At 60.7% G+C, this 20,130-nt stretch carries 20 protein-coding genes; 8 read left to right on the forward strand and 12 right to left on the reverse strand.

What is annotated here, in order from left to right; all coding sequences use genetic code 11:
- Nucleotides 1-206: 206 nt before the first annotated feature.
- Nucleotides 207-659, forward strand: a complete 453-nt coding sequence (locus tag PCOSP_RS27085; RefSeq protein WP_139640777.1) for a GNAT family N-acetyltransferase — start codon at nt 207-209, stop codon at nt 657-659.
- Between the two features lie 97 nt (nt 660-756).
- On the opposite strand, the gene PCOSP_RS27090 is transcribed toward PCOSP_RS27085, so the two are convergent.
- The 3 genes from PCOSP_RS27090 to PCOSP_RS27100 are packed head-to-tail and all read right to left on the reverse strand — an operon-like array spanning nt 757 to nt 3,727.
- Nucleotides 757-1,053, reverse strand: a complete 297-nt coding sequence (locus PCOSP_RS27090; protein WP_175362358.1) for a winged helix-turn-helix domain-containing protein — start codon at nt 1,051-1,053, stop codon at nt 757-759.
- A gap of 4 nt (nt 1,054-1,057) precedes the next feature.
- On the reverse strand, nt 1,058-1,561 hold the full coding sequence (locus PCOSP_RS27095) for a M48 metallopeptidase family protein (protein ID WP_464709875.1): 504 nt from the start codon (nt 1,559-1,561) through the stop codon (nt 1,058-1,060).
- 42 nt (nt 1,562-1,603) lie between these two features.
- Nucleotides 1,604-3,727, reverse strand: coding sequence for a putative bifunctional diguanylate cyclase/phosphodiesterase (locus PCOSP_RS27100; protein WP_464709876.1), 2,124 nt, complete (start codon nt 3,725-3,727; stop codon nt 1,604-1,606).
- Nucleotides 3,728-4,039: 312 nt separating this feature from the next.
- On the opposite strand from PCOSP_RS27100, the gene PCOSP_RS27105 reads away from it, so the two are divergent.
- The gene (locus PCOSP_RS27105; protein WP_464709877.1) at nt 4,040-4,711 is read left to right on the forward strand and encodes a polysaccharide lyase family 7 protein; all 672 of its coding nucleotides are present in this window, start codon (nt 4,040-4,042) and stop codon (nt 4,709-4,711) included.
- A gap of 302 nt (nt 4,712-5,013) precedes the next feature.
- Complete coding sequence (locus PCOSP_RS27110; protein WP_464709878.1) at nt 5,014-5,682, forward strand: polysaccharide lyase family 7 protein; 669 nt, start codon at nt 5,014-5,016, stop codon at nt 5,680-5,682.
- 144 nt (nt 5,683-5,826) lie between these two features.
- Here the strand turns inward: PCOSP_RS27110 and fba are convergent, their stop codons facing one another.
- From fba to tkt, 6 genes are all read right to left on the reverse strand, one after another.
- Nucleotides 5,827-6,891: a class II fructose-bisphosphate aldolase gene (fba, locus tag PCOSP_RS27115; RefSeq protein ID WP_024778835.1), complete on the reverse strand. Its 1,065-nt coding sequence runs from the start codon at nt 6,889-6,891 to the stop codon at nt 5,827-5,829.
- Between the two features lie 243 nt (nt 6,892-7,134).
- Nucleotides 7,135-7,467, reverse strand: coding sequence for an MliC family protein (locus PCOSP_RS27120; RefSeq protein WP_139640788.1), 333 nt, complete (start codon nt 7,465-7,467; stop codon nt 7,135-7,137).
- Between the two features lie 57 nt (nt 7,468-7,524).
- Nucleotides 7,525-7,746 (reverse strand): hypothetical protein, encoded by a 222-nt coding sequence (locus tag PCOSP_RS27125; RefSeq protein WP_041020081.1) that lies wholly within the window; start codon nt 7,744-7,746, stop codon nt 7,525-7,527.
- Nucleotides 7,747-7,777: 31 nt separating this feature from the next.
- Entirely contained in the window at nt 7,778-8,941 is a 1,164-nt protein-coding gene (locus PCOSP_RS27130; RefSeq protein ID WP_139640790.1) for a phosphoglycerate kinase, read from the reverse strand.
- A gap of 24 nt (nt 8,942-8,965) precedes the next feature.
- Entirely contained in the window at nt 8,966-10,030 is a 1,065-nt protein-coding gene (epd, locus tag PCOSP_RS27135) for an erythrose-4-phosphate dehydrogenase (RefSeq protein ID WP_175362352.1), read from the reverse strand.
- A gap of 164 nt (nt 10,031-10,194) precedes the next feature.
- Nucleotides 10,195-12,192: a transketolase gene (tkt, locus tag PCOSP_RS27140; protein ID WP_139640794.1), complete on the reverse strand. Its 1,998-nt coding sequence runs from the start codon at nt 12,190-12,192 to the stop codon at nt 10,195-10,197.
- Between the two features lie 255 nt (nt 12,193-12,447).
- Here tkt and PCOSP_RS27145 point away from each other — a divergent pair, with 255 nt between their 5' ends.
- Both PCOSP_RS27145 and metK read left to right on the forward strand, forming a co-directional pair.
- Nucleotides 12,448-13,443 carry an ArsR/SmtB family transcription factor gene (locus tag PCOSP_RS27145; protein ID WP_139640796.1) on the forward strand — a complete coding sequence of 332 codons (996 nt, stop codon included), beginning with the start codon at nt 12,448-12,450 and terminating at the stop codon, nt 13,441-13,443.
- A 19-nt stretch (nt 13,444-13,462) separates the two neighbouring features.
- The gene (gene metK, locus PCOSP_RS27150) at nt 13,463-14,653 is read left to right on the forward strand and encodes a methionine adenosyltransferase (RefSeq protein ID WP_139640797.1); all 1,191 of its coding nucleotides are present in this window, start codon (nt 13,463-13,465) and stop codon (nt 14,651-14,653) included.
- An 89-nt stretch (nt 14,654-14,742) separates the two neighbouring features.
- Here the strand turns inward: metK and PCOSP_RS27155 are convergent, their stop codons facing one another.
- The gene (locus PCOSP_RS27155; protein WP_464709879.1) at nt 14,743-15,363 is read right to left on the reverse strand and encodes a LysE family translocator; all 621 of its coding nucleotides are present in this window, start codon (nt 15,361-15,363) and stop codon (nt 14,743-14,745) included.
- 207 nt (nt 15,364-15,570) lie between these two features.
- Between PCOSP_RS27155 and ligB the strand changes: the two genes are divergently transcribed.
- Both ligB and PCOSP_RS27165 read left to right on the forward strand, forming a co-directional pair.
- Complete coding sequence (ligB, locus tag PCOSP_RS27160) at nt 15,571-17,244, forward strand: NAD-dependent DNA ligase LigB (RefSeq protein WP_464709880.1); 1,674 nt, start codon at nt 15,571-15,573, stop codon at nt 17,242-17,244.
- A gap of 89 nt (nt 17,245-17,333) precedes the next feature.
- Nucleotides 17,334-17,729 (forward strand): DUF1090 domain-containing protein, encoded by a 396-nt coding sequence (locus PCOSP_RS27165; protein ID WP_139640803.1) that lies wholly within the window; start codon nt 17,334-17,336, stop codon nt 17,727-17,729.
- A 91-nt stretch (nt 17,730-17,820) separates the two neighbouring features.
- On the opposite strand, the gene PCOSP_RS27170 is transcribed toward PCOSP_RS27165, so the two are convergent.
- Nucleotides 17,821-18,270: a c-type cytochrome gene (locus tag PCOSP_RS27170; protein WP_139640805.1), complete on the reverse strand. Its 450-nt coding sequence runs from the start codon at nt 18,268-18,270 to the stop codon at nt 17,821-17,823.
- 125 nt (nt 18,271-18,395) lie between these two features.
- Here PCOSP_RS27170 and mltA point away from each other — a divergent pair, with 125 nt between their 5' ends.
- Nucleotides 18,396-19,583: a murein transglycosylase A gene (gene mltA / locus PCOSP_RS27175; protein ID WP_464709881.1), complete on the forward strand. Its 1,188-nt coding sequence runs from the start codon at nt 18,396-18,398 to the stop codon at nt 19,581-19,583.
- A 152-nt stretch (nt 19,584-19,735) separates the two neighbouring features.
- On the opposite strand, the gene PCOSP_RS27180 is transcribed toward mltA, so the two are convergent.
- Nucleotides 19,736-20,119 (reverse strand): MAPEG family protein, encoded by a 384-nt coding sequence (locus PCOSP_RS27180; protein WP_139640808.1) that lies wholly within the window; start codon nt 20,117-20,119, stop codon nt 19,736-19,738.
- Nucleotides 20,120-20,130 lie beyond the last annotated feature (11 nt).

The following is a 20,130-nucleotide window of genomic DNA, read 5'->3' on the forward strand; positions in this document are numbered from 1 at the left end:
GGAGATAAACAGAGACATCCCACCTAACATTAGCTCATTGAAACCGCTGCGCAGCGCTTGCACGAAGATTACATAAAGACGACAACGCTGCGAAAGCAGAATGATGGCAATTTGGCCTTTATCACATATTTTCGCTCACCCGGAAAAGAGACTTCCAGGCGCAACGCACTTAATATCGGCCTCGGGCTCTTCAGGAAATTCAAAACATGGACATCGATTGGGTCTGCAAACACCACAGTGACCTGAGCAAGGAACAGCTGTACGCCATTCTCAAATTGCGCGCCGACGTGTTCGTCGTCGAGCAGAACTGCGCCTATCCGGACGTCGACGGGCTGGACCTGGAAGGCGACACGTTCCACCTGATGGCCTGGCGGGATAACCACCTCGTGGCCTACCTGCGCCTGCTCGATCCTCATTCCCAGAACAGCGACGTGGTCATCGGCCGCGTGATCATCGCCCCTGAGGCACGGGGACAAGGGCTGGGACATACCTTGATGGAGCACGGGCTCAAGCACGCCGAGAAGAACTGGCCTGGCACGTCGATTTCATTGTCGGCGCAAGCGCATCTGCAGGGGTATTACGGGCGGTATGGATTTGAAGTGGTGGGGGTCGAATACCTGGAGGATGGTATCCCGCACATAGGCATGCATCGACCTTGAGGCTATCGTCGCGAGCAGGCTCGCTCCCGCATTTGAAACACATCCCCCTGTGGGAGCGAGCCTGCTCGCGATGGGGCCAGTACAACCACTATCCCTATCAGGGGTAGTCGAGCACCGCCTTGATCCGTGGCAGATTGGCCTCGATCCACCCTCGATCAATCGCCCCCCAATCGCGGATCCGATAGCCACCGGCATGGTTGCGGGCTCCTTCCTGCTGCTCGAACTCGCACACGATATCCAGGTCCGCCAGCGCCGCGACGGTGTCCTGGGCGGTGCGTCGAGGCATGCCGGTCGCTTCCATGAGCGCCGGGACATTGCTGGCCACGCCGCTGTCGATCAGGTAAGCCACATACAAGCGGCGATAGAAGCTGCTCTTGGTCTTGCTGACATCCATCCGGTCATTCCTTCGGTTGTTGCAGATCGCGCCAGGTCAGGTACACCCGCAGGTCGAATTCCAACTGGTGATACCCCGGGAGCATGTGCTCGCAGAGTTGGTAGAACGCTTTGTTGTGGTCCGATTCCTTGAAGTGGGCCAGTTCATGCACCACGATCATGTTCAGGAACTCGGGCGCTGCGTCCTTGAACAGCGACGCGATGCGGATTTCCTTCTTCGCCTTGAGCTTGCCACCCTGTACCCGCGAAACCGCAGTGTGCAGACCAAGGGCACGATGGGTCAGGTCGAGGCGGTTGTCGAACAACACTTTGTCGATGGCCGGCGCATTACGCAGGTACTGTTGCTTGAGCTCCAGTGCATAACTGTACAGCGCCTTGTCGCTCTGGATCGGATGTCGGCCCGGATAGCGCTGGTGCAGGTAATCCCCCAGGCGATCCTGGGCAATCAACTGCTGCACCTGGGCTTGCAGCGCGGCGGGGTAGGCCTGGAGGTACTTGAGCGCGATCATCGAACGGCAATACTGTGGAAAAAGACCGCCAGTGTAGCGAACTCAGACCGTTAGCGCGCCCCAGTCAAAGGGTCTGGCGAACGCATCGGTGTCTGCCGCCGTCAAGGGTCGCGCTACGAGGAATCCCTGCACATACTCACAGCCATGGTCCTTGAGCCACTGATATTGCTCCAGGGTTTCCACACCTTCGGCGATTACCCGCAAGCCCAATTGCGTGCACAGATCGATCACCGAGGCCGCCAGGGCCGCATCGCGCGGCGAATCCGGCAATCGGGCGATCAGGTGCCGGTCGAGCTTGAGGGTATCGAGCTCAAGGTCACGCAAATGAGTCAGGGAGCACGGTCCCGAGCCGAAGTCATCCAGCGCCACCCGCACCCCGAGATGGCGCAGCAGCCGCAACTGCTTCTGGGTTTCGTCGGGATTGCGCATCAGCGCGTCCTCGGTTACCTCGACCTCCAGTTGCCGGGGCTTCAGGGCATGGCGCTCCAGGACCTGACGCAACTCGGTCACCAGGTTCGGCATGCCGAACTGGGTACTGCTCAAGCTCACCCCCAGCACCAGGTCATCGGCGAAATTTCGCTCCCAGACTTTGCGCTGGGCCGCGCTACGATGGTAAATCCAACTGCCTAGCCGGCTGATCAGCCGCGCTTCCTCCAACAAAGGCAGGAACAGACCCGGCGGCACATCGCCGACGCTCGGGTGCTGCCAGCGCAACAACGCCTCGAAGCCACGAATCCGCCCATCGTGGATATTCACCTGGGGCTGGTAGACCATATTGAAGTCGCGGTTCTCGATGGCCGAGCGCACGCTCTCCTCGAGCATCAGCCGTGAACGGGCTCGACCGTTCATTTCGTGGTCATAAAAACGATATTGCTGGCGGCCGGCACGCTTGGCTTCGTACATGGCAATGTCGGATGCGCGCAACAAACCGTCCAGATTGGCGCCGCAATCCGGGTAGGTCGCAATGCCGATACTGGCCCCCAACGCCACATCCATGCCTTCGATCTGCTGGCAGATCGCGACCCGTTCGATGAGTTTTTCCGCGATCTTGGCCGCCTGCTCCGGGAGCTCCAGGTCCAGCAGGGCCGTGAATTCGTCACCGCCCAACCGCGCCAGGATGTCGAAGGGACGCAGACAGGCTTTCAATTGTTCCGAGACCCAGCGCAACACCCGGTCACCGGCATCGTGCCCCAACGAGTCGTTGACGCGCTTGAAGCCGTCGAGGTCGAGGTACAACAGCACCCAGTTGCTTTCCAGTCGCTCGCTGCGCATCAGCAGGTTTTCGGCGGTCTGATAGAACCCCCTGCGGTTAAGCAAACCGGTCAGCGGATCCGTGACGGCCTGGAATTCGAGTTGCTGGTGCAAGTGCCGGATTACGGACATGTCCTGGAGTGTCACCACCATGGCCTTCTGTTCCGCGGGCAGCGGGGCGCAGGACAAGGCCACCGACACCTGTTGACCGGGCGCGGTGCGCAGGATCGCATCGTGCAGACGCCAGGTCTGGCCACGGCAATAGGCAGCATGAATATCGGAGTCGGCCCATTGTGGAATGTGGGGTTTCTGCAGGTAATCCAGGAAGGGCGTCCCCTGCAACTGCTCGGCCGTTGCATTGAGCAGACGGCAAGTGGATGGGTTGGCGAAACGGATGCAGCCGGCCTCGTCCACCACGAGGATCCCCTCGGCCGCGTTGTCCAGCACCGAGGCGTTGAACGCTCTGGCAGCCTCCAGGTCCTGGCTCAGGCGCTGCAAAGCCCGGCGATTGCGCTGGTGCTCCAGCAACGCTTGCACCTTGGGCTTGAGGATCTGCGGATCGAAGGGTTTGAACAGATAGTCCACCGCGCCACTGGCATAGCCTTTGATCACCGCATCCTGGGATTGCTCATTGGCGGTCAGGAAAATGATCGGCGTGAGGCGCGTGCGCTGGCTGCCGCGCATCAGGCGCGCCACTTCGAAACCGTCCATGTCCGGCATCTGCACATCCAGCAGAACCAGGTCGATGTCATGTTCGAGCAGCAGGTCAAGGGCCTCGACACCCGAGGCTGCGGTCATGACTTGCCAATCCTGACGCTGCAACAACGCTCGCATGCTGAGCAGATTTTCAGGGTAATCATCAACAATCAAAAGGACGGAGTTGTTTTCACCAAGCGTAGGTTGCGCGCATTCCATGCTGCTTCTCTTATCGGGGCGCCATGTCCGTTTTTCGTAGCAAAACGGACAAATACTGTGATCTCACTCTAGACCGTGATTTTGAAAAGCAGTAGGTGTCATCACGCCATCATCCCGACAATGCCCGAAATAGCCGACTAACGGTCACCCTTCTCGGGCACAGAAACTGCAATAGACCACAGTGACGATCACTTGACGTCAATCATTCGCCGCAAAACGACAACAAGCTCAAACCGGTGCTATCAGGACGCCCCAACTCGCGGGCTAGAGCCTCGCGTTGTTGCGCCTAACATTTCACTGCAGGAACTGAACATGATCGACCTTAACACTTGGAACTTGAGCATCCCCGAAGGCAGCCCGGCGATGACTATCGAAACCCCTCGCCTGGCGCAAGGGTTCAAGGATCAGTACTTCAACGCCGAAACCGGCACGGTATTTTTCTGGGCGCCGGTGACCGGCTCCAAGACCGAGAACGCGATCTATCCACGTAGCGAGCTGCGGGAAACCTACAGCGACGGCACGCTGCGAAACTGGCTGTACTCGGCGGCGGACAACATCCTGCGGGCGACGTTGGCCGTCAACCAGGTGCCTAGCAGCGGCAAGGTCGTGATTGGCCAGATCCATACCAAGAACAGCACCAGCCCAATGGTAAAGCTGGAATACCAGTACAAGGCCTATAGCGCCACCGGCAACATCGTTGCCAAGGTACGGATGCGTCCCGATGACGAGACAGGCCAGGTCATTACCATTGCCACCGGCGTGAAGCTCGATCGTAACTTCTCCTACATGATCCATCTCAGCCCGAAGGGTGCCCTGGGTATTACCGCGGCGGGTTACAACTGGAGAACGACCATTGACCCAAGCTGGAAAGACAAGCCCCTGTACTTCAAAGCGGGCGTATATGTGCAGGACAACACCGGCTATGCCACCGAGGGCGGGAAAGTGGCGTTCAGCCTGCTGGAAATCAAACACACCACCCTTTAAAAGTGTTGCGCCACCTTTTTGAAGGCACCCATCTGCGGGTGCCTTTTTTTTGTGCGTGTACGGCAAAGCGCCAAATAGCCATCGCCCAATTGTTCCGAGAAAAATCGGGCTAGCCGACCAACGGTCATCCGTCTCGGGCACAAAAGCGGCAAACGCCACTCTGACGGACTGTTGACGCCAACCCTCCGCCGGACGAACGTACCAAGTACTCGGTCGAGCCCCCTTCTGGCCTCAGCAAAAGCGCGTCTTAGAGCCTCCGGCTGTGGCGTAAATCATTTCTTCTTTTCAGAAAGGATCCGAACATGGTCGATCTTGCAACCTGGAACCTGAGCATCCCTGAAGGCAGTCCGCCGAAAACCATCGAAACCCCTCGACTGGTGGATGGTTTCCAAGACAAATATTTCAACTCCGAAGGCAGCACGGTGTATTTCTGGTCACCTGTCACCGGCACCAAGACTGAAAACGCGATCTACCCACGCAGCGAATTGCGCGAGACCTACAAAGACGGCACCTTGCGCAACTGGGTCTATCCCGACGCCGACAATCAGCTACGGGCCACCCTCGTTGTCAATCAAGTGCCCAGCAGCGGCAAGATCGTGATTGGTCAGATCCATGCCAAGGACAGCAGCAGGCCCATGGTCAAACTGGAATACCAATATAAGGACGACAGCGCCACTGGCAACATCGTCGCCAAGGTCCGCATGCGTCCCGATGACAGCGAAGGCAGGGTCATTACCGTGGCCACGGGAGTGAAGCTGAACCGGTCCTTCTCTTACCGGATCCACCTCGATCGTACCGGCGACCTTGGTATTACCGCTGCCGGTAATAGTTGGTACACCACCGTCGGCGGCGCCTGGCGCGACAAGCCGTTGTACTTCAAGGCCGGGGTGTATGTGCAGGACAACACGGGCTATACCAGCGAAGGCGGGAAAGTGACGTTCAGCGTGCTGGATATCGATCACAACACCTGACTGAGTGCATCCGAAATCTCGTAGGACTTCGCACACCAAGACATAGAAATATCGCGTGCATATCCGTCCCGTGACAACGGATATACACACAAATCCATCCAATAAAAAACCCGCATCACTGCGGGTTTCTCACAACACTGAGGCTTAGTTGACCTTGGCGTTCAACTCACCTTTCAAGTAACGCTGGAACATCGCTTCCATGGAGATCGGCTTGATCTTCGAAGCATTACCCGCCGTACCAAAGGCCTCATAACGCGCAATGCACACATCACGCATCGCAGTCACGGTCGCGCCAAAGAACTTGCGCGGATCGAACTCGCTCGGGTTGGTCGCCATCAAGCGGCGCATGGCACCGGTCGACGCCAGGCGCAGGTCGGTGTCGATGTTGACCTTGCGCACGCCGTGCTTGATGCCTTCGACGATTTCTTCGACCGGCACACCGTAGGTTTCCTTGATGTCGCCACCGTACTGGTTGATGATCGCCAGCCACTCCTGCGGCACCGAGGACGAGCCGTGCATCACCAGGTGGGTGTTGGGGATGCGCTTGTGGATTTCCTTGATGCGGTCGATCGCCAGCACGTCACCGGTGGGCGGCTTGGTGAACTTGTAGGCGCCGTGGCTGGTGCCGATGGCGATGGCCAGGGCGTCGACCTGGGTTTTCTTGACGAAGTCGGCGGCTTCTTCCGGGTCGGTCAGCATCTGGCTGTGATCCAGCACGCCTTCGGCACCGATACCGTCTTCTTCACCGGCCATGCCAGTTTCCAGCGAACCCAGGCAACCCAGCTCACCTTCCACCGATACACCGCAGGCGTGGGCCATGGCAACGGTTTGTTGGGTGACGCGTACGTTGTATTCGTAGTCGGTCGGAGTCTTGCCGTCTTCGCCCAGGGAACCGTCCATCATTACCGAGCTGAAACCCAGTTGGATGGAGCGCTGGCAGACGTCAGGGCTGGTGCCGTGGTCCTGGTGCATGCACACCGGGATGTGCGGAAACTCTTCGATTGCCGCCAGGATCAGGTGACGCAGGAACGGCGCACCGGCGTATTTGCGGGCGCCAGCCGAAGCCTGGACGATCACCGGAGAGTCGGTCTTGTCAGCGGCTTCCATGATGGCGCGCATCTGCTCAAGGTTGTTGACGTTAAAGGCTGGGACGCCGTAGCCGAATTCGGCTGCGTGGTCCAGCATCTGACGCATGCTGATAAGTGCCATTGTGTGTCTCTCCCGTCGAGGGTCGTTAATCGTACCAGCCTGCCGTAGCGGCGGCGGCTATTCAAGTCATTGCGGGTCGGGGTTAGCCCTCGACCGCGAATTCGGTGTTACCTGTCTCTTCAGCGTTCACAGAACCCTGTGGGAGCGAGCCTGCTCGCGATAGCGGTAGATCAGTCGACATCCGATTGGATGATATATCGCTATCGCGAGCAGGCTCGCTCCCACATGAGTCCATGGGTTCAATTACTGCGCCTTGCAACCCCGACCAATCAAATCATTGGTGGCAACCCAGTACGCCAGGCCTTCGTCACCATTGATGTGGAACGCCAGCATGTCGTCGCTGTACAGCGCGCCCGACGCACCCGGCTCCTGCTTCAGGCGGTAAACCTGCTCGGCCCCGCCGAGGCGCACGTCGACGGCCTTGCGGGTGCCATCGGTATAGCGCCAGAGCACCTTGGCCTCGCTGTCACACGTCCAGGTCGTCCAACCTGCCACGGGCTCGGACGCGCTCGAAAAACCCAACTGCGCGCAACCGGCCAGCAATGCCAACGCCACAACGGCGATCAAGCCTTTCATCCGTGTTCCTCGACCGGCGACGCATGCCGCCAGCCATGAGTTAAAGGGTCAGACCCGTCAAGGACAACCATGTTCCTTGGTCGGGGTTTGCGTTTCGTATTTGTCCAGACCATCCGGCCCGGAACGCTTGTTCAGCACCGGGTTGGTTTCCGCCTGCCAGTCCGCCTGGTAGCAGCCAGGCTCCGGATCGCTGGCGGCCGGTTCCGGCGTCGCTTGCGGGTGACTCCCGCAAGCGGCCAGGGCCGCGGTCAACAACAAAAGAGTCCACGTCTTGACCATAAAAACACTCCCTTGCCTGGTCAATGCAGCCTCAGGCCTTGGCCCGGCTTTCCAGGACTTCAACCGCTGGCAGCACCTTGCCTTCGACGAACTCGAGGAACGCACCGCCGCCCGTGGAGATGTAGGAGATCTGTTCGGCCACGCCATATTTGTCGATCGCCGCCAGGGTGTCACCGCCACCCGCGATGGAGAACGCAGCGCTGTCGGCGATGGCCTGGGCCAGGACCTTGGTGCCGTTGCCGAACTGGTCAAACTCGAACACACCGACCGGGCCGTTCCACAGAATAGTCTTGGAAGATTTCAACAGTTCGGCAAAGTTGGCCGCCGTCTGCGGGCCGATGTCCAGGATCATGTCGTCGTCGGCCACATCAGCGATGGCCTTGACGGTAGCAGCAGCGCTTTCAGCGAATTCCTTGGCAACCACCACGTCCACTGGCAGCGGCACGCTGACCTTGGCGGCGATTTCGCGGGCGGTGTCCAGCAGATCCGGTTCGTACAGGGACTTGCCGACCGGGTGACCGGCTGCGGCGAGGAAGGTGTTGGCAATACCGCCGCCGACGATCAACTGGTCGCAGATCTGGCTCAGGCTGTTCAGCACGTCGAGTTTTGTCGACACCTTGGAACCAGCGACGATGGCGGCCATCGGCTTGGCCGGCGCGCCCAGGGCCTTGCCCAGTGCGTCCAGTTCAGCGGCCAGCAGCGGGCCGGCCGCGGCGACCTTGGCGAACTTCGCCACGCCGTGGGTCGAACCTTCGGCACGGTGGGCGGTGCCGAAAGCGTCCATCACGAATACGTCGCACAAGGCTGCGTATTGCTGGGCCAGCTCATCGGCGTTCTTTTTCTCGCCCTTGTTGAAGCGCACGTTTTCGAACAGCACGACATCACCGGCCTTCACGTCGACACCGCCCAGGTAATCAGCCACCAGCGGCACTTCGCGACCCAGGGCACGGCTCAGGTAGTCGGCCACGGGCTTGAGGCTGTTTTCGGCCGAGAACTCGCCTTCGGTCGGACGGCCCAGGTGGGAGCAGACCATCACGGCCGCACCTTTTTCCAAGGCCAGCTTGATGGTCGGCAGCGAAGCCAGGATACGCGCATCGCTGGTGACGACACCGTCCTTGACAGGGACGTTGAGGTCTTCGCGGATCAGTACGCGCTTACCTTGCAGATCGAGGTCGGACATCTTCAACACGGTCATGGGTCGCAATTCCTGGATAACTGTTTAGGGAGCAGATTGGTTGGAAACAGAGGCCGCCGTCTGCAGATAATGTTCGGCAACATCGAGCATTCGGTTGGCAAACCCCCATTCGTTGTCGAACCAGGCCAGGATGTTCACCAGCCGCGGGCCGGATACACGGGTCTGGCTGGCATCGACGATGGCCGAATGTGGGTCATGGTTAAAATCACAACTGGCATGAGGCAACTCGGTGTAGGCCAGCAAGCCTTTGAGCGGGCCGCGGGTAGCAGCTTCGCGCAGGATACGGTTGACCTCGGTGGCGTCGGTATCGCTCACGGTCTGCATCGTCATATCGAGGCAGGACACGTTGACCGTCGGCACCCGCACGGCTTTGGCCTGAATTCTCCCCGCAAGTTCCGGCAGCAGCCGTTCAATGCCTCGCGCCAGACCAGTGGACACCGGAATCACCGACTGGAACGCCGAGCGGGTGCGGCGCAAGTCTTCGTGATGGTAGGCGTCGATCACCGGCTGATCGTTCATCGCCGAATGGATGGTGGTGATCGACACGTATTCCAGGCCAATGGCCTGATCCAACAGGCGCAACAGCGGCACGCCGCAGTTGGTGGTGCAGGAGGCATTGGATACCAGCAGTTCGTGACCGGTCAGGCAATCCTGGTTGACGCCGTAGACGATGGTGGCGTCCACATCCGCCTCACTGGCCATCGGTTGGGAAAACAGCACCCGCGGCGCACCGGCAGCGAGGAAACGCTCACCGTCTTCGCGGGTGTGGTAGGCCCCGGAACACTCGAGCACCAGATCGACGCCCAAGGACGCCCAATCGATGCCTTCGGGGGTGGCACTGCGCAGGACTTTCACGCAGTTGCCCTTAATGTGCAGACAATCGCCCTCGACCCGCACTTCGCCGGGGAACCGGCCATGGGTGGAGTCGAAGCGTGTCAGGTATTCGATGCTGGCCATGTCGGCCAGATCGTTGATGGCCACAATTTCGAAGCCGGCCTCTGCCCCTCGCTCGAACAACGCACGCAAGACGCAACGACCAATCCGGCCGTAGCCGTTGAGTGCAACTTTGTAGGAACGCGGTTGGGGCATGGGGTCTCTGACCTGAGTGAATCCATGAATATGGCGCTGAACATTGGATTGCCATCGCGGGCAAGCCTTGCTCCCACAGGTTGGCATTTCCCTGTGGAAGTGCACATCCTGTGGGAGCAAGGCTTGCCCGCGATAGCGTCAGAACAGGCGATACATTCCTGGGCTTAGTCTTCCAGCAATTCTTCAGCCTGACCCAGGATGTTTTCCAGGGTGAAACCGAATTCCTCGAACAACGCCGGGGCAGGCGCCGACTCGCCGTAGGTGGTCATGCCGATAACGCGGCCTTCCAGGCCCACGTACTTGTACCAGTAATCGGCATGGGCAGCCTCGATAGCGATTCGGGCGCTGACCTGCAGTGGCAATACCGACTGCTTGTAGCCGGCGTCCTGGGCATCGAACACGCTGGTGCAAGGCATGGACACTACGCGCACGTTGCGGCCCTGCTCGGTCAGCTTGTCGTAGGCCTGGACAGCCAGGCCGACTTCGGAACCGGTGGCGATCAGGATCAGCTCAGGCTCGCCGATGCAATCCTTGAGCACATAACCGCCACGGGCGATCTCGTCGATCTGGCCGACTTCGCGGGCCTGATGCTGCAGGTTCTGACGGGAGAAGATCAGCGCCGACGGGCCGTCGTTGCGTTCGATGGCGTACTTCCAGGCCACTGCCGATTCCACGGCGTCGCATGGGCGCCAGGTGTCCAGGTTCGGGGTGCAACGCAGGCTTGCCAGTTGCTCGATCGGCTGGTGAGTCGGGCCGTCTTCGCCCAGGCCGATGGAGTCGTGGGTGAATACGTAGAGCACGCGCTTCTTCATCAAGGCCGACATGCGCACGGCATTGCGGGCGTATTCCATGAACATCAGGAAGGTGGCGCCGTAAGGCACCAGGCCGCCGTGCAGCGCAACGCCGTTCATGATCGCGCTCATGCCGAACTCACGAACGCCGTAGTACATGTAGTTGCCGCTGGCGTCTTCGGCGGTGACGCCCTTGCAGCCTTTCCACAAGGTCAGGTTGGAACCGGCCAGGTCGGCCGAACCGCCCAGCAGTTCCGGCAGCAATGGACCGAAAGCATTCAGGGTGTTCTGGCTGGCCTTGCGGCTGGCAATGGTTTCGCCCTTGGCCGCGACTTCGGCGATGTAGGCCGAGGCTTTTTCGGCGAAGTCGGCCGGCAGTTCACCGCTGAGGCGACGTACCAGTTCGTTGGCCAGCGCAGGGAACTCGGCGGAGTAGGCAGCGAAACGCTGATCCCAGTCGGCTTCGAGGGCACGGCCCTTTTCCTTGGCATCCCATTCGGCGTAGATGTCTGCCGGAATCTCGAACGGACCGTGCTCCCACTTCAACGCAGCGCGGGTCAGGGCGATTTCCTCGGCACCCAGGGGAGCGCCGTGGCAGTCTTCCTTGCCTTGCTTGTTCGGCGAGCCGAAACCGATGGTGGTCTTGCAGCAGATCAGGGTCGGCTGGGCGCTCTTGCGGGCCGTCTCGATGGCGGTCTTGATCTCTTCCGGATCGTGGCCATCGACATTACGGATCACCAGCCAGTTGTAGGCTTCGAAACGTTTCGGCGTGTCATCGGTGAACCAGCCTTCGACTTCACCGTCGATGGAAATGCCGTTGTCGTCGTAGAAAGCGATCAGCTTGTCCAGGCCCAGGGTGCCGGCCAGGGAAGCGACTTCATGGGAAATACCTTCCATCATGCAGCCATCACCGAGGAACACATAGGTGTGGTGATCGACAACGTTATGACCCGGACGGTTGAACTGAGCTGCCAGGACTTTTTCCGCCAGGGCGAAGCCCACGGCATTGGCCAGGCCCTGACCCAGTGGACCGGTGGTGGTTTCCACGCCTGGGGTGTAGCCGTATTCGGGGTGACCCGGGGTGCGGCTGTGCAATTGACGGAAGTTCTTCAGGTCATCGATCGACAGATCGTAGCCGGTCAGGTGCAGCAGCGAGTAGATCAACATCGAGCCGTGGCCGTTGGACAGCACGAAGCGGTCACGGTCAGCGAAGGATGGATTGCTCGGGCTGTGTTTGAGGTAGTCGCGCCACAGCACCTCGGCGATATCCGCCATGCCCATCGGGGCACCTGGGTGGCCGCTGTTGGCTTTCTGCACGGCATCCATGCTGAGGGCACGAATGGCATTGGCACGCTCACGACGGCTGGGCATCGCTGATCTCCTGGGTTTGAATAACGAAACTGAAAAAAGGCGTGCATTTTCCCTCACCCACCCGCCCGGGGCAATGAGAGATAGTCATCCAGAGCGGTTTTTCCGGTGGATAAAGTCGCTTTCGCCAGGTGAAACCTTTCCGCTGATGGTGTGTAGAGTAAAGCCCGTTTCCAGAAGTGCCATTTATCGAGCAATATCAAAACTTTTTGATATTGACCTTGCGGTGTTCCAGACCCATCACTAGACTGCCGCCCTATGAACTTACGCGTGCCGTCCATTCGCCATGAAGACAGCGATGAACTGGCGGCCCTTTGCAAGGCCGGCGGTGATCCGCTGCGGCTCAATGTATTGCGTGCACTGGCCAACGATTCGTTCGGCGTGCTGGAGCTGGCGCAGATCTTCGGCATCGGCCAATCTGGCATGAGCCATCACCTCAAGGTCCTGGCCCAGGCCGACCTGGTGGCAACCCGCCGCGAAGGCAACGCCATTTTCTACCGCCGCGCCCTGCCCCACACCGATCTGTTGGGTGGCAAGTTGCATGCGGCATTGCTGGACGAAGTGGACGAGCTGCACCTGCCGGCGGACGTGCAGGCGCGCATCGCCCAGGTGCATGGGCAACGGGCCGCAGCCAGCCAGGATTTTTTCGCACGGGTAGCGGAAAAGTTCCGGGCCCAGCAGGACCTGATCGCGGGACTGCCGCAATACCGTGAGAGCGTCGTGGCGCTGCTCGACAAGCTGAGCTTCGGGCCTGCCGCCACCGCCATTGAAGTGGGTCCCGGCGACGGTGCCTTCCTGCCGGAACTGGCGCGGCGCTTCAGCCAGGTGACGGCGCTGGACAACAGTCCGGCCATGCTCGAACTGGCGCGCCAGGTATGCGAACGTGAACAGCTGACTCATGTCAGCCTGCAACTGGCCGATGCCTTGGAAGGTGTAAGTCTGCAGGCCGATTGCGTCGTATTGAATATGGTACTGCATCATTTTGCCGCACCGGCCGATGCGCTCAGGCACATGGCCGGCCTGCTGCAACCAGGCGGTAGCCTGTTGGTGACAGAGTTATGCAGCCACAACCAGAGTTGGGCCAGGGAGGCCTGCGGTGATCTATGGTTGGGGTTTGAACAGGACGATCTGGCCCGTTGGGCCACCGCTGCGGGCCTCGTGCCCGGGGAAAGCCTCTATGTAGGCTTACGTAATGGTTTCCAGATCCAGGTTCGCCATTTTCAGCGACCGGCTGGCGACACTCACCATCGGTAACTTGTAGGAAAACATCGAGATGAGCGAATACTCCCTTTTCACCTCCGAGTCCGTGTCTGAAGGGCATCCGGACAAAATCGCCGACCAGATTTCTGATGCGGTGCTGGACGCCATCATTGCTGAAGACAAGTTCGCCCGCGTGGCGTGCGAGACTCTGGTGAAAACGGGCGTGGCGATCATCGCTGGCGAAGTCACTACCTCGGCCTGGGTCGACCTGGAACAGATCGTCCGCGACGTCATCCTGGGCATCGGCTACAACAGCTCCGACGTCGGCTTCGACGGCGCGACCTGCGGCGTGATGAACATCATCGGCAAGCAATCGGTGGACATCGCCCAAGGCGTTGACCGCAGCAAGCCGGAAGACCAGGGTGCCGGCGACCAGGGCTTGATGTTCGGCTATGCCAGCAACGAAACCGACGTGCTGATGCCAGCCCCGATCACCTTCTCGCACCAACTGGTGCAGCGCCAGGCCGAAGCTCGCAAATCCGGCCTGCTGCCGTGGCTGCGTCCGGATGCCAAGTCCCAGGTCACCTGCCGTTACGAAAATGGCAAGGTGGTGGGTATCGACGCCATCGTGCTGTCGACCCAACACAACCCTGAAGTTTCCTACAGGGACCTGCGCGAAGGCGTGATGGAGCTGATCGTCAAGCACGTGCTGCCTGCCGAGCTGCTGAACAAGGACACCCAGTTCCACATCAACCCGACCGGCAACTTCATCATCGGTGGCCCGGTAGGCGACTGCGGCCTGACCGGTCGCAAGATCATCGTCGACAGCTACGGCGGCATGGCCCGTCACGGCGGTGGCGCATTCTCCGGCAAGGATCCATCGAAGGTTGACCGTTCGGCGGCCTACGCCGGTCGCTATGTGGCCAAGAACATCGTCGCCGCCGGCCTGGCCGAGCGCTGCGAGATCCAGGTTTCCTACGCCATCGGCGTTGCCCAGCCTACGTCGATCTCGCTGAACACCTTCGGCACTGGCAAGATCAGCGACGACAAGATCATCAAGCTGGTCCGTGAAGTGTTCGACCTGCGTCCATACGCCATCACCACCATGCTCGACCTGCTGCACCCGATGTATCAGGAAACCGCAGCCTACGGCCACTTCGGTCGCACGCCGCAAACCAAGACTGTCGGTGGCGACACCTTCACCACCTTCACCTGGGAAAAAACCGACCGCGCCGACGCCCTGCGCGCCGCTGCCGGCCTGTAATACCTGCTGTCATGAAAAAGCCCCTGGCGACTTGGTCGCCAGGGGCTTTTTCATGTCTGGTATCAGCTGCCACAAGAGCCAGCAGACCTTCAGGAACGCCGCGCCACCAGCAGGAACGAAGCCGCGCTCGCCAACAACCCCGCACACATTCGGTTGAACAAGCGCTTGCCACTGGGCTGGGCAAACAGCTTTCGCGCATAAATGCCCATGTAGCAATACAACCCGATGGCAATGCACTCCAACGTCAGGAACAGCCCACCCAATACGGCGAATTGCTGGGTGACGGTGCCCGAGCGATCAACGAACTGCGGCAAAAACGCGGTAAACAACAGGATCGCCTTGGGATTGCCAATTGCCACCAGGAACTCCTGGCGTGCCAGTTGCCCCATGCCCCTCGAACCCATCGCGGCTTCGCTACCGGCCTCGGGTCGAGCCAGCCACAACTGCACGGCGAGGTAGAACAGGTACCCGGCCCCCACGAGCTTGATCCCCAGGAACAACAACTCCGAGGTATGCAGCACAGCCGTCAGCCCCACCGCCGCCAAGGCGATCATGATGGCGAACGCCAGCAGCCGACCAATACCGCCGCCGCACGCCCGGACGAAGCCATAACGCGAGGCGTTGCTGATGGATAACAGGTTATTCGGCCCTGGCGCCATGTTCAGGGCGAAACAGGCCGGAATGAAAACAGCGAGTGTCGTCAGCTCCATCGGGGGCACTCCTGGCAGCGCGGATCGGGAGGTCCATTCTGCGCCGGCCAGCAATGGGTTCAAGAGACAGTTTCGCAATCAAATCGCGCCCCACTGTACCGCCGTAGCGGAGCCATCAGCCTTGGCAAAATCCGGTAACCATCCAACCCTCGCCTCCTCTGCGTCAGTGACTAGCCTTCAGGCACATCACCCAGCAAGGATGCTTCGATGCTGCCGCTATTGTGTGCACTCACTGTTCTGATCCTCTTCCCCATCCCCGTCATTGCCGCACCTTGCCCCGATTGGCCCGAGGAGCGCGCCCGGTCGGAAGTTGCGGCCCTGCAACGGCAAATCGACGCCTGGGACGATAGCTATCACCGTCTCGGCCGGGCACTGGTCGTCGATGAACTTTACGATCAGTCCCGCATGCAACTGGGCCAGTGGCGCACCTGCTTCGATCTTGCGGCACCCACCGACCCGCTGCGCTCGGCGGGTGGCAAAGTCCGGCATCCGATCCCTCATACGGGCCTGGACAAACTGAAGGACGCCGACGCCGTGCGGGCCTGGCTGCAAAATCGGGAAGACATCTGGGTCCAACCGAAAGTCGACGGTGTAGCGGTCACCCTGATCTATCGTGAAGGTCGCCTGCATCGGGCGATCAGCCGCGGCGACGGCGTTCAAGGCCATGACTGGACGCCGACGGCGCGCAAGATCGACGCCATTCCCCAGCGCCTGCGCCAACCTTCCGACCTGCTCGTTCAAGGGGAGTTGTACTGGCGACTGGACAATCATGTGCAGGCCAGGGATGGCAGTCTCAATGCCCGGTCAACCGTGGCGGGCTTGATGGCCCGCGAAGACCTGACGACTGAAGAGGCCTCGGGTATCGGCCTGTTCACCTGGGACTGGCCCGAAGGCCCCGCCACCCTGCCCGAGCGCGAGGCCGCATTGAATGCCCTGGGCTTCGCCGGCACCAGCGGCTACAGCCAGCCCATCCAGGCAGCGGCCGACGCCGAACGCTGGCGCGACCACTGGTATCGCTCGGCGCTGCCGTTCGCCAGCGACGGGATCGTCCTGCGCCAGAGCCGCCGACCACCCGCCGACCGCTGGCAGGCCAAGGCGCCATTCTGGGGCGTGGCGTGGAAATACCCTTACGCCCAGGCACTGGCCGAGGTACGCAAGGTGCACTTCAAGATCGGACGCACCGGACGCATCACACCGCTGCTGGAGCTCGATCCCGTCATGCTCGACGACCGACGGATCCGCCGGGTGAGCGTCAGCTCCCTCAAGCGCTGGGAGGAGCTGGATATTCGTCCGGGAGACCGGGTTGCCATCAGCCTGGCCGGGCTGACCATCCCGCGACTCGATGACGTTGTGCTGCGCAGTGTCGAGCGGCCGGACATCACTGCGCCCGTGGCGGCGGATTATCATCCGCTGAGTTGCTGGCAACCGACGCCCGGCTGCGAAAGCCAGTTCCTGGCGCGCCTGAGCTGGCTCAGCGGCAAGCAAGGCCTCGCCCTGCCCCATGTCGGCCGCGGAACCTGGGAAAAACTCCTGGCGGCGGGCCGACTCGACGGATTGCTGGATTGGATGACCCTCGATGCCGCCGAGCTTGCTAACATGAGCGGCTTCGGTGAACGCGCCAGCGCCCGCCTGCTCGTCAGCCTGCACAGCGCCCGACAACGTCCGTTCGGTCAATGGCTCAAGGCCCTGGGTTTACCGCCCGCCGGAGCGGCCAGCCTGGAGGGGCCATGGCAGGTGCTGGCCGAACGGACGACCGAACAATGGCAAGCCGAAACTGGCATCGGGCCGGGACGCGCCGCGCAACTGAGCGCTTTTTTTCGCGACCCGCATGTGCTGGCGTTGAGTGAAGTATTACGCGCTGCCGGGGTCGACGGTTTCTAACATTGTCCCGCGCAGTTGAACCCAAGGGGCGAACGTGCGTTCCAACAGCGCATCTGGACCGACCGCTCGCAAGTTTTTACGGAGTTGCTATGAATTTCCTGCCCCCTTTTGCCCTGCTGGTGTTGTGCGCCACCCTGGCCGCGCCCCTGATGGCGGACGAGCAAACCCCGGAACTTACCGGTTGCGCAGCCAAGCGCCAGGGCATCATCAACCAGATCGAACTGGCCAAGTCCCGAGGCAATGCAGAGCAGCAGGCAGGCCTGGAAACCGCCCTGAATGAAGTCACCACCCATTGCACCGACGCATCCTTGCGCAAGGAGCGTGAAACCAAGGTGCTCGATGCCAAGCACGAAGTCAGCCGCCGCCAGGCCGACCTGGAAAAAGCCATGAAAAAAGGCGACCCCGAGCGGATCAACAAGCGCAAGGACAAACTGGCTGCCTCCCGCAAGGAACTGCAGGAAGCGGTGGATGAGTTGGATAAATAAGCGGCAAGCTTCGAGCTACAAGCTTCAAGTAACGGCAGACCGTGAGCCCTTTATTTGCAGCTTGTAGCTGGCAATTTGAAGCTGCCTCACCTCAATGATCCCGAAACTCCTTATGACAGGCACTGCACGCATCCTCGACCTTCTGCACCGCAGGCCCCAAGTAACTGGCGCTGTAGGGCTGAACCTTGCTGGCCGTTACCAACTCCCCGGTGGCCGCTTCAAGATTGTGAGCCAGTTCCTGGAAACGTGCCTGCTTCTGCCAGACTTCATCTTTGGCGCTGGTGTGGTCCTGCTCGCGTACTGGCGGGAAGTGTTTCCACGGTTCATGGGACAGTTGGTCAAGCTGCACGGCACCCTCGGCGAAGCGCGCACCGTCGAACGGAACCCGGCCACGCAACATGCCGCCCAACTCTTCATTGGTCTTGAGCATTTGCTTGAAAATAGCCTTGCGCTGGCCCAGTGGGGAGTTGGGATCGACACCGCCGCAGGCGGACAGCATCAGACAGACCAGCATGACCATGGAAAATCGTTTTACAAGCATCTTGGCCTCGGGACAGGAAACGGCGGTTAGTATCCTCGGGTCATCGGCAAAGACCAATGGCCTTATTTACAATACGGGTTGTTCGAATGCCTGACAGCGCTCGAATGACTGCAAGGAAAAATTTCATGAACAGCCGCTTCAAGACCTGGCACAAAGGCCTGGCGTTGACCCTACCGCTGATCGCACTGTTGGCCGGGTGCAATCGCGGCGAAAAGGTCGAAGAGCCTCGGACACATGCCCTCGCAACGTATGTCAGTGCCCCCTGGGAAGCGCTGCCGGTGGTATCAGATGAAGACCTGCTGGCCGGTTTCGGCTCCTGGCGCAGCGCATGCACCCGGCTCAAGGCCGACACGACCTGGGGACCGACCTGTGCGGCGGCTACCAATGTGCCGCAGACCGCTTCCTCTGTGCGCAATTTCCTGAAACAGAACCTGGACGTCTACGGCCTGCGCTCGGGGGACAACAGCCCCAATGGCCTGATCACTGGTTATTACGAGCCGGTCTACCCGGGCAGCCTCACCCAGACCGCCAGTGCCAACATTCCGGTGTACGGCGTACCGGAAGACATGATCATCGTCGCGCTGGACAGCCTCTACCCCGAGCTCAAGGGCAAACGCCTGCGCGGTCGCCTCGAAGGCCGGGTGCTCAAGCCCTACGACGACGCGGCCACCATCGAAACCAACGGCGTGAAGGCCCCCGTCATCGCCTGGCTGACGGACCCGATGAACCTGCAATTCCTGCAGATCCAGGGCTCGGGCCGTATTCGGCTCGATGATGGTCGCCAGTTGCGCATCGGCTATGCCGACCAGAACGGTCACCCTTACCGGCCAATCGGACGCTGGCTGGTCGAACAGGGCGAACTGAAGAAAGAAGACGTGACCATGGGCACCATCAGTGCCTGGGCCAAGGCCCATCCGACCCGCATCCCCGAGTTGCTGGGCAGCAACCCCAGCTATGTGTTTTTCAACCGCAACCCCGACAGCAACGAAGGTCCGCGGGGCTCGTTGAATGTGCCGCTGACCGCCGGCTATAGCGTAGCGGTGGATCGCAAGGTCATTCCGCTGGGCAGCCTGCTGTGGCTCTCAACGACCCGCCCCGACGGCAGCGCATTGAACCGACCGGTCGCGGCCCAGGACACCGGCGGCGCCATTGCCGGTGAAGTACGGGCGGACCTGTTCTGGGGCACCGGCGACGCCGCGGGGCAATTGGCCGGGGACATGAAGCAACAGGGGCAGATCTGGATGTTGTGGCCCAAGGGCATGGCGTTGCCGCAAGTGCCACAGGTGGCGAATGCCGTCACCACCAATCCCTGAGGAGGGTATTGTCTGTGCCGACGCCTTCGCGAGCAGGCTCGCTCCCACAGTTGATCTTCAGTGGACAACGATTTTGTGAACACCCGAAATCAATGTGGGAGCGAGCCTGCTCGCGAAGGGGCCTCCACGGCCCCGGGACTCAACAGCCAGGCTCAGACAGAAACACAGAAGAAACTGACGATCAGCCCCACTCCCACGAACCACACCAGCGACCGCAGAATCGCCCAGTCCGCCAGGTAGCAAATGATGTACAGCAGGCGGCTGGTGATGAACAACACCGCCAGCACATTGATGGTCACCAGCTCGGCGTTGCCGGCCAAGTGCGCAACAATCACCGCGGCAGCGAATGCCGGGGCAATTTCAAAGCTGTTGAGCTGCGCGGCGTACGCGCGCCGGGGAAAGCCCTCTAGCGTCTCCAGGAAGTCCCGCGGATCGTGGTTGTCTCGCAGCCGGTATCGTCCACCGATCTTGGCGATGGCGATACACAGGTAAGGCAGGATGATGGCGATCAAAATACACCACAGGGCAACCGTCATGACGCAGTTCC

This window comes from Pseudomonas sp. MAFF 730105 (genome assembly GCF_055380705.1).

Coding starts and splice junctions, on each gene's coding strand:
- PCOSP_RS27090 (WP_175362358.1), bottom strand. CDS start 1,053: ATGGATGTCAGCAAGACCAAGAGCAGCTTCTATCGCCGCTTGTATGTG.
- PCOSP_RS27130 (WP_139640790.1), bottom strand. CDS start 8,941: ATGACCGTGTTGAAGATGTCCGACCTCGATCTGCAAGGTAAGCGCGTA.
- PCOSP_RS27100 (WP_464709876.1), bottom strand. CDS start 3,727: ATGGAATGCGCGCAACCTACGCTTGGTGAAAACAACTCCGTCCTTTTG.
- ligB (WP_464709880.1), top strand. CDS start 15,571: ATGCTGCCGCTATTGTGTGCACTCACTGTTCTGATCCTCTTCCCCATC.
- mltA (WP_464709881.1), top strand. CDS start 18,396: ATGAACAGCCGCTTCAAGACCTGGCACAAAGGCCTGGCGTTGACCCTA.
- PCOSP_RS27145 (WP_139640796.1), top strand. CDS start 12,448: ATGAACTTACGCGTGCCGTCCATTCGCCATGAAGACAGCGATGAACTG.
- PCOSP_RS27120 (WP_139640788.1), bottom strand. CDS start 7,467: ATGAAAGGCTTGATCGCCGTTGTGGCGTTGGCATTGCTGGCCGGTTGC.
- PCOSP_RS27095 (WP_464709875.1), bottom strand. CDS start 1,561: ATGATCGCGCTCAAGTACCTCCAGGCCTACCCCGCCGCGCTGCAAGCC.
- tkt (WP_139640794.1), bottom strand. CDS start 12,192: ATGCCCAGCCGTCGTGAGCGTGCCAATGCCATTCGTGCCCTCAGCATG.
- PCOSP_RS27170 (WP_139640805.1), bottom strand. CDS start 18,270: ATGCTTGTAAAACGATTTTCCATGGTCATGCTGGTCTGTCTGATGCTG.
- PCOSP_RS27180 (WP_139640808.1), bottom strand. CDS start 20,119: ATGACGGTTGCCCTGTGGTGTATTTTGATCGCCATCATCCTGCCTTAC.
- PCOSP_RS27165 (WP_139640803.1), top strand. CDS start 17,334: ATGAATTTCCTGCCCCCTTTTGCCCTGCTGGTGTTGTGCGCCACCCTG.
- PCOSP_RS27155 (WP_464709879.1), bottom strand. CDS start 15,363: ATGGAGCTGACGACACTCGCTGTTTTCATTCCGGCCTGTTTCGCCCTG.
- PCOSP_RS27085 (WP_139640777.1), top strand. CDS start 207: ATGGACATCGATTGGGTCTGCAAACACCACAGTGACCTGAGCAAGGAA.
- PCOSP_RS27125 (WP_041020081.1), bottom strand. CDS start 7,746: ATGGTCAAGACGTGGACTCTTTTGTTGTTGACCGCGGCCCTGGCCGCT.
- PCOSP_RS27110 (WP_464709878.1), top strand. CDS start 5,014: ATGGTCGATCTTGCAACCTGGAACCTGAGCATCCCTGAAGGCAGTCCG.
- epd (WP_175362352.1), bottom strand. CDS start 10,030: ATGCCCCAACCGCGTTCCTACAAAGTTGCACTCAACGGCTACGGCCGG.
- PCOSP_RS27105 (WP_464709877.1), top strand. CDS start 4,040: ATGATCGACCTTAACACTTGGAACTTGAGCATCCCCGAAGGCAGCCCG.
- fba (WP_024778835.1), bottom strand. CDS start 6,891: ATGGCACTTATCAGCATGCGTCAGATGCTGGACCACGCAGCCGAATTC.
- metK (WP_139640797.1), top strand. CDS start 13,463: ATGAGCGAATACTCCCTTTTCACCTCCGAGTCCGTGTCTGAAGGGCAT.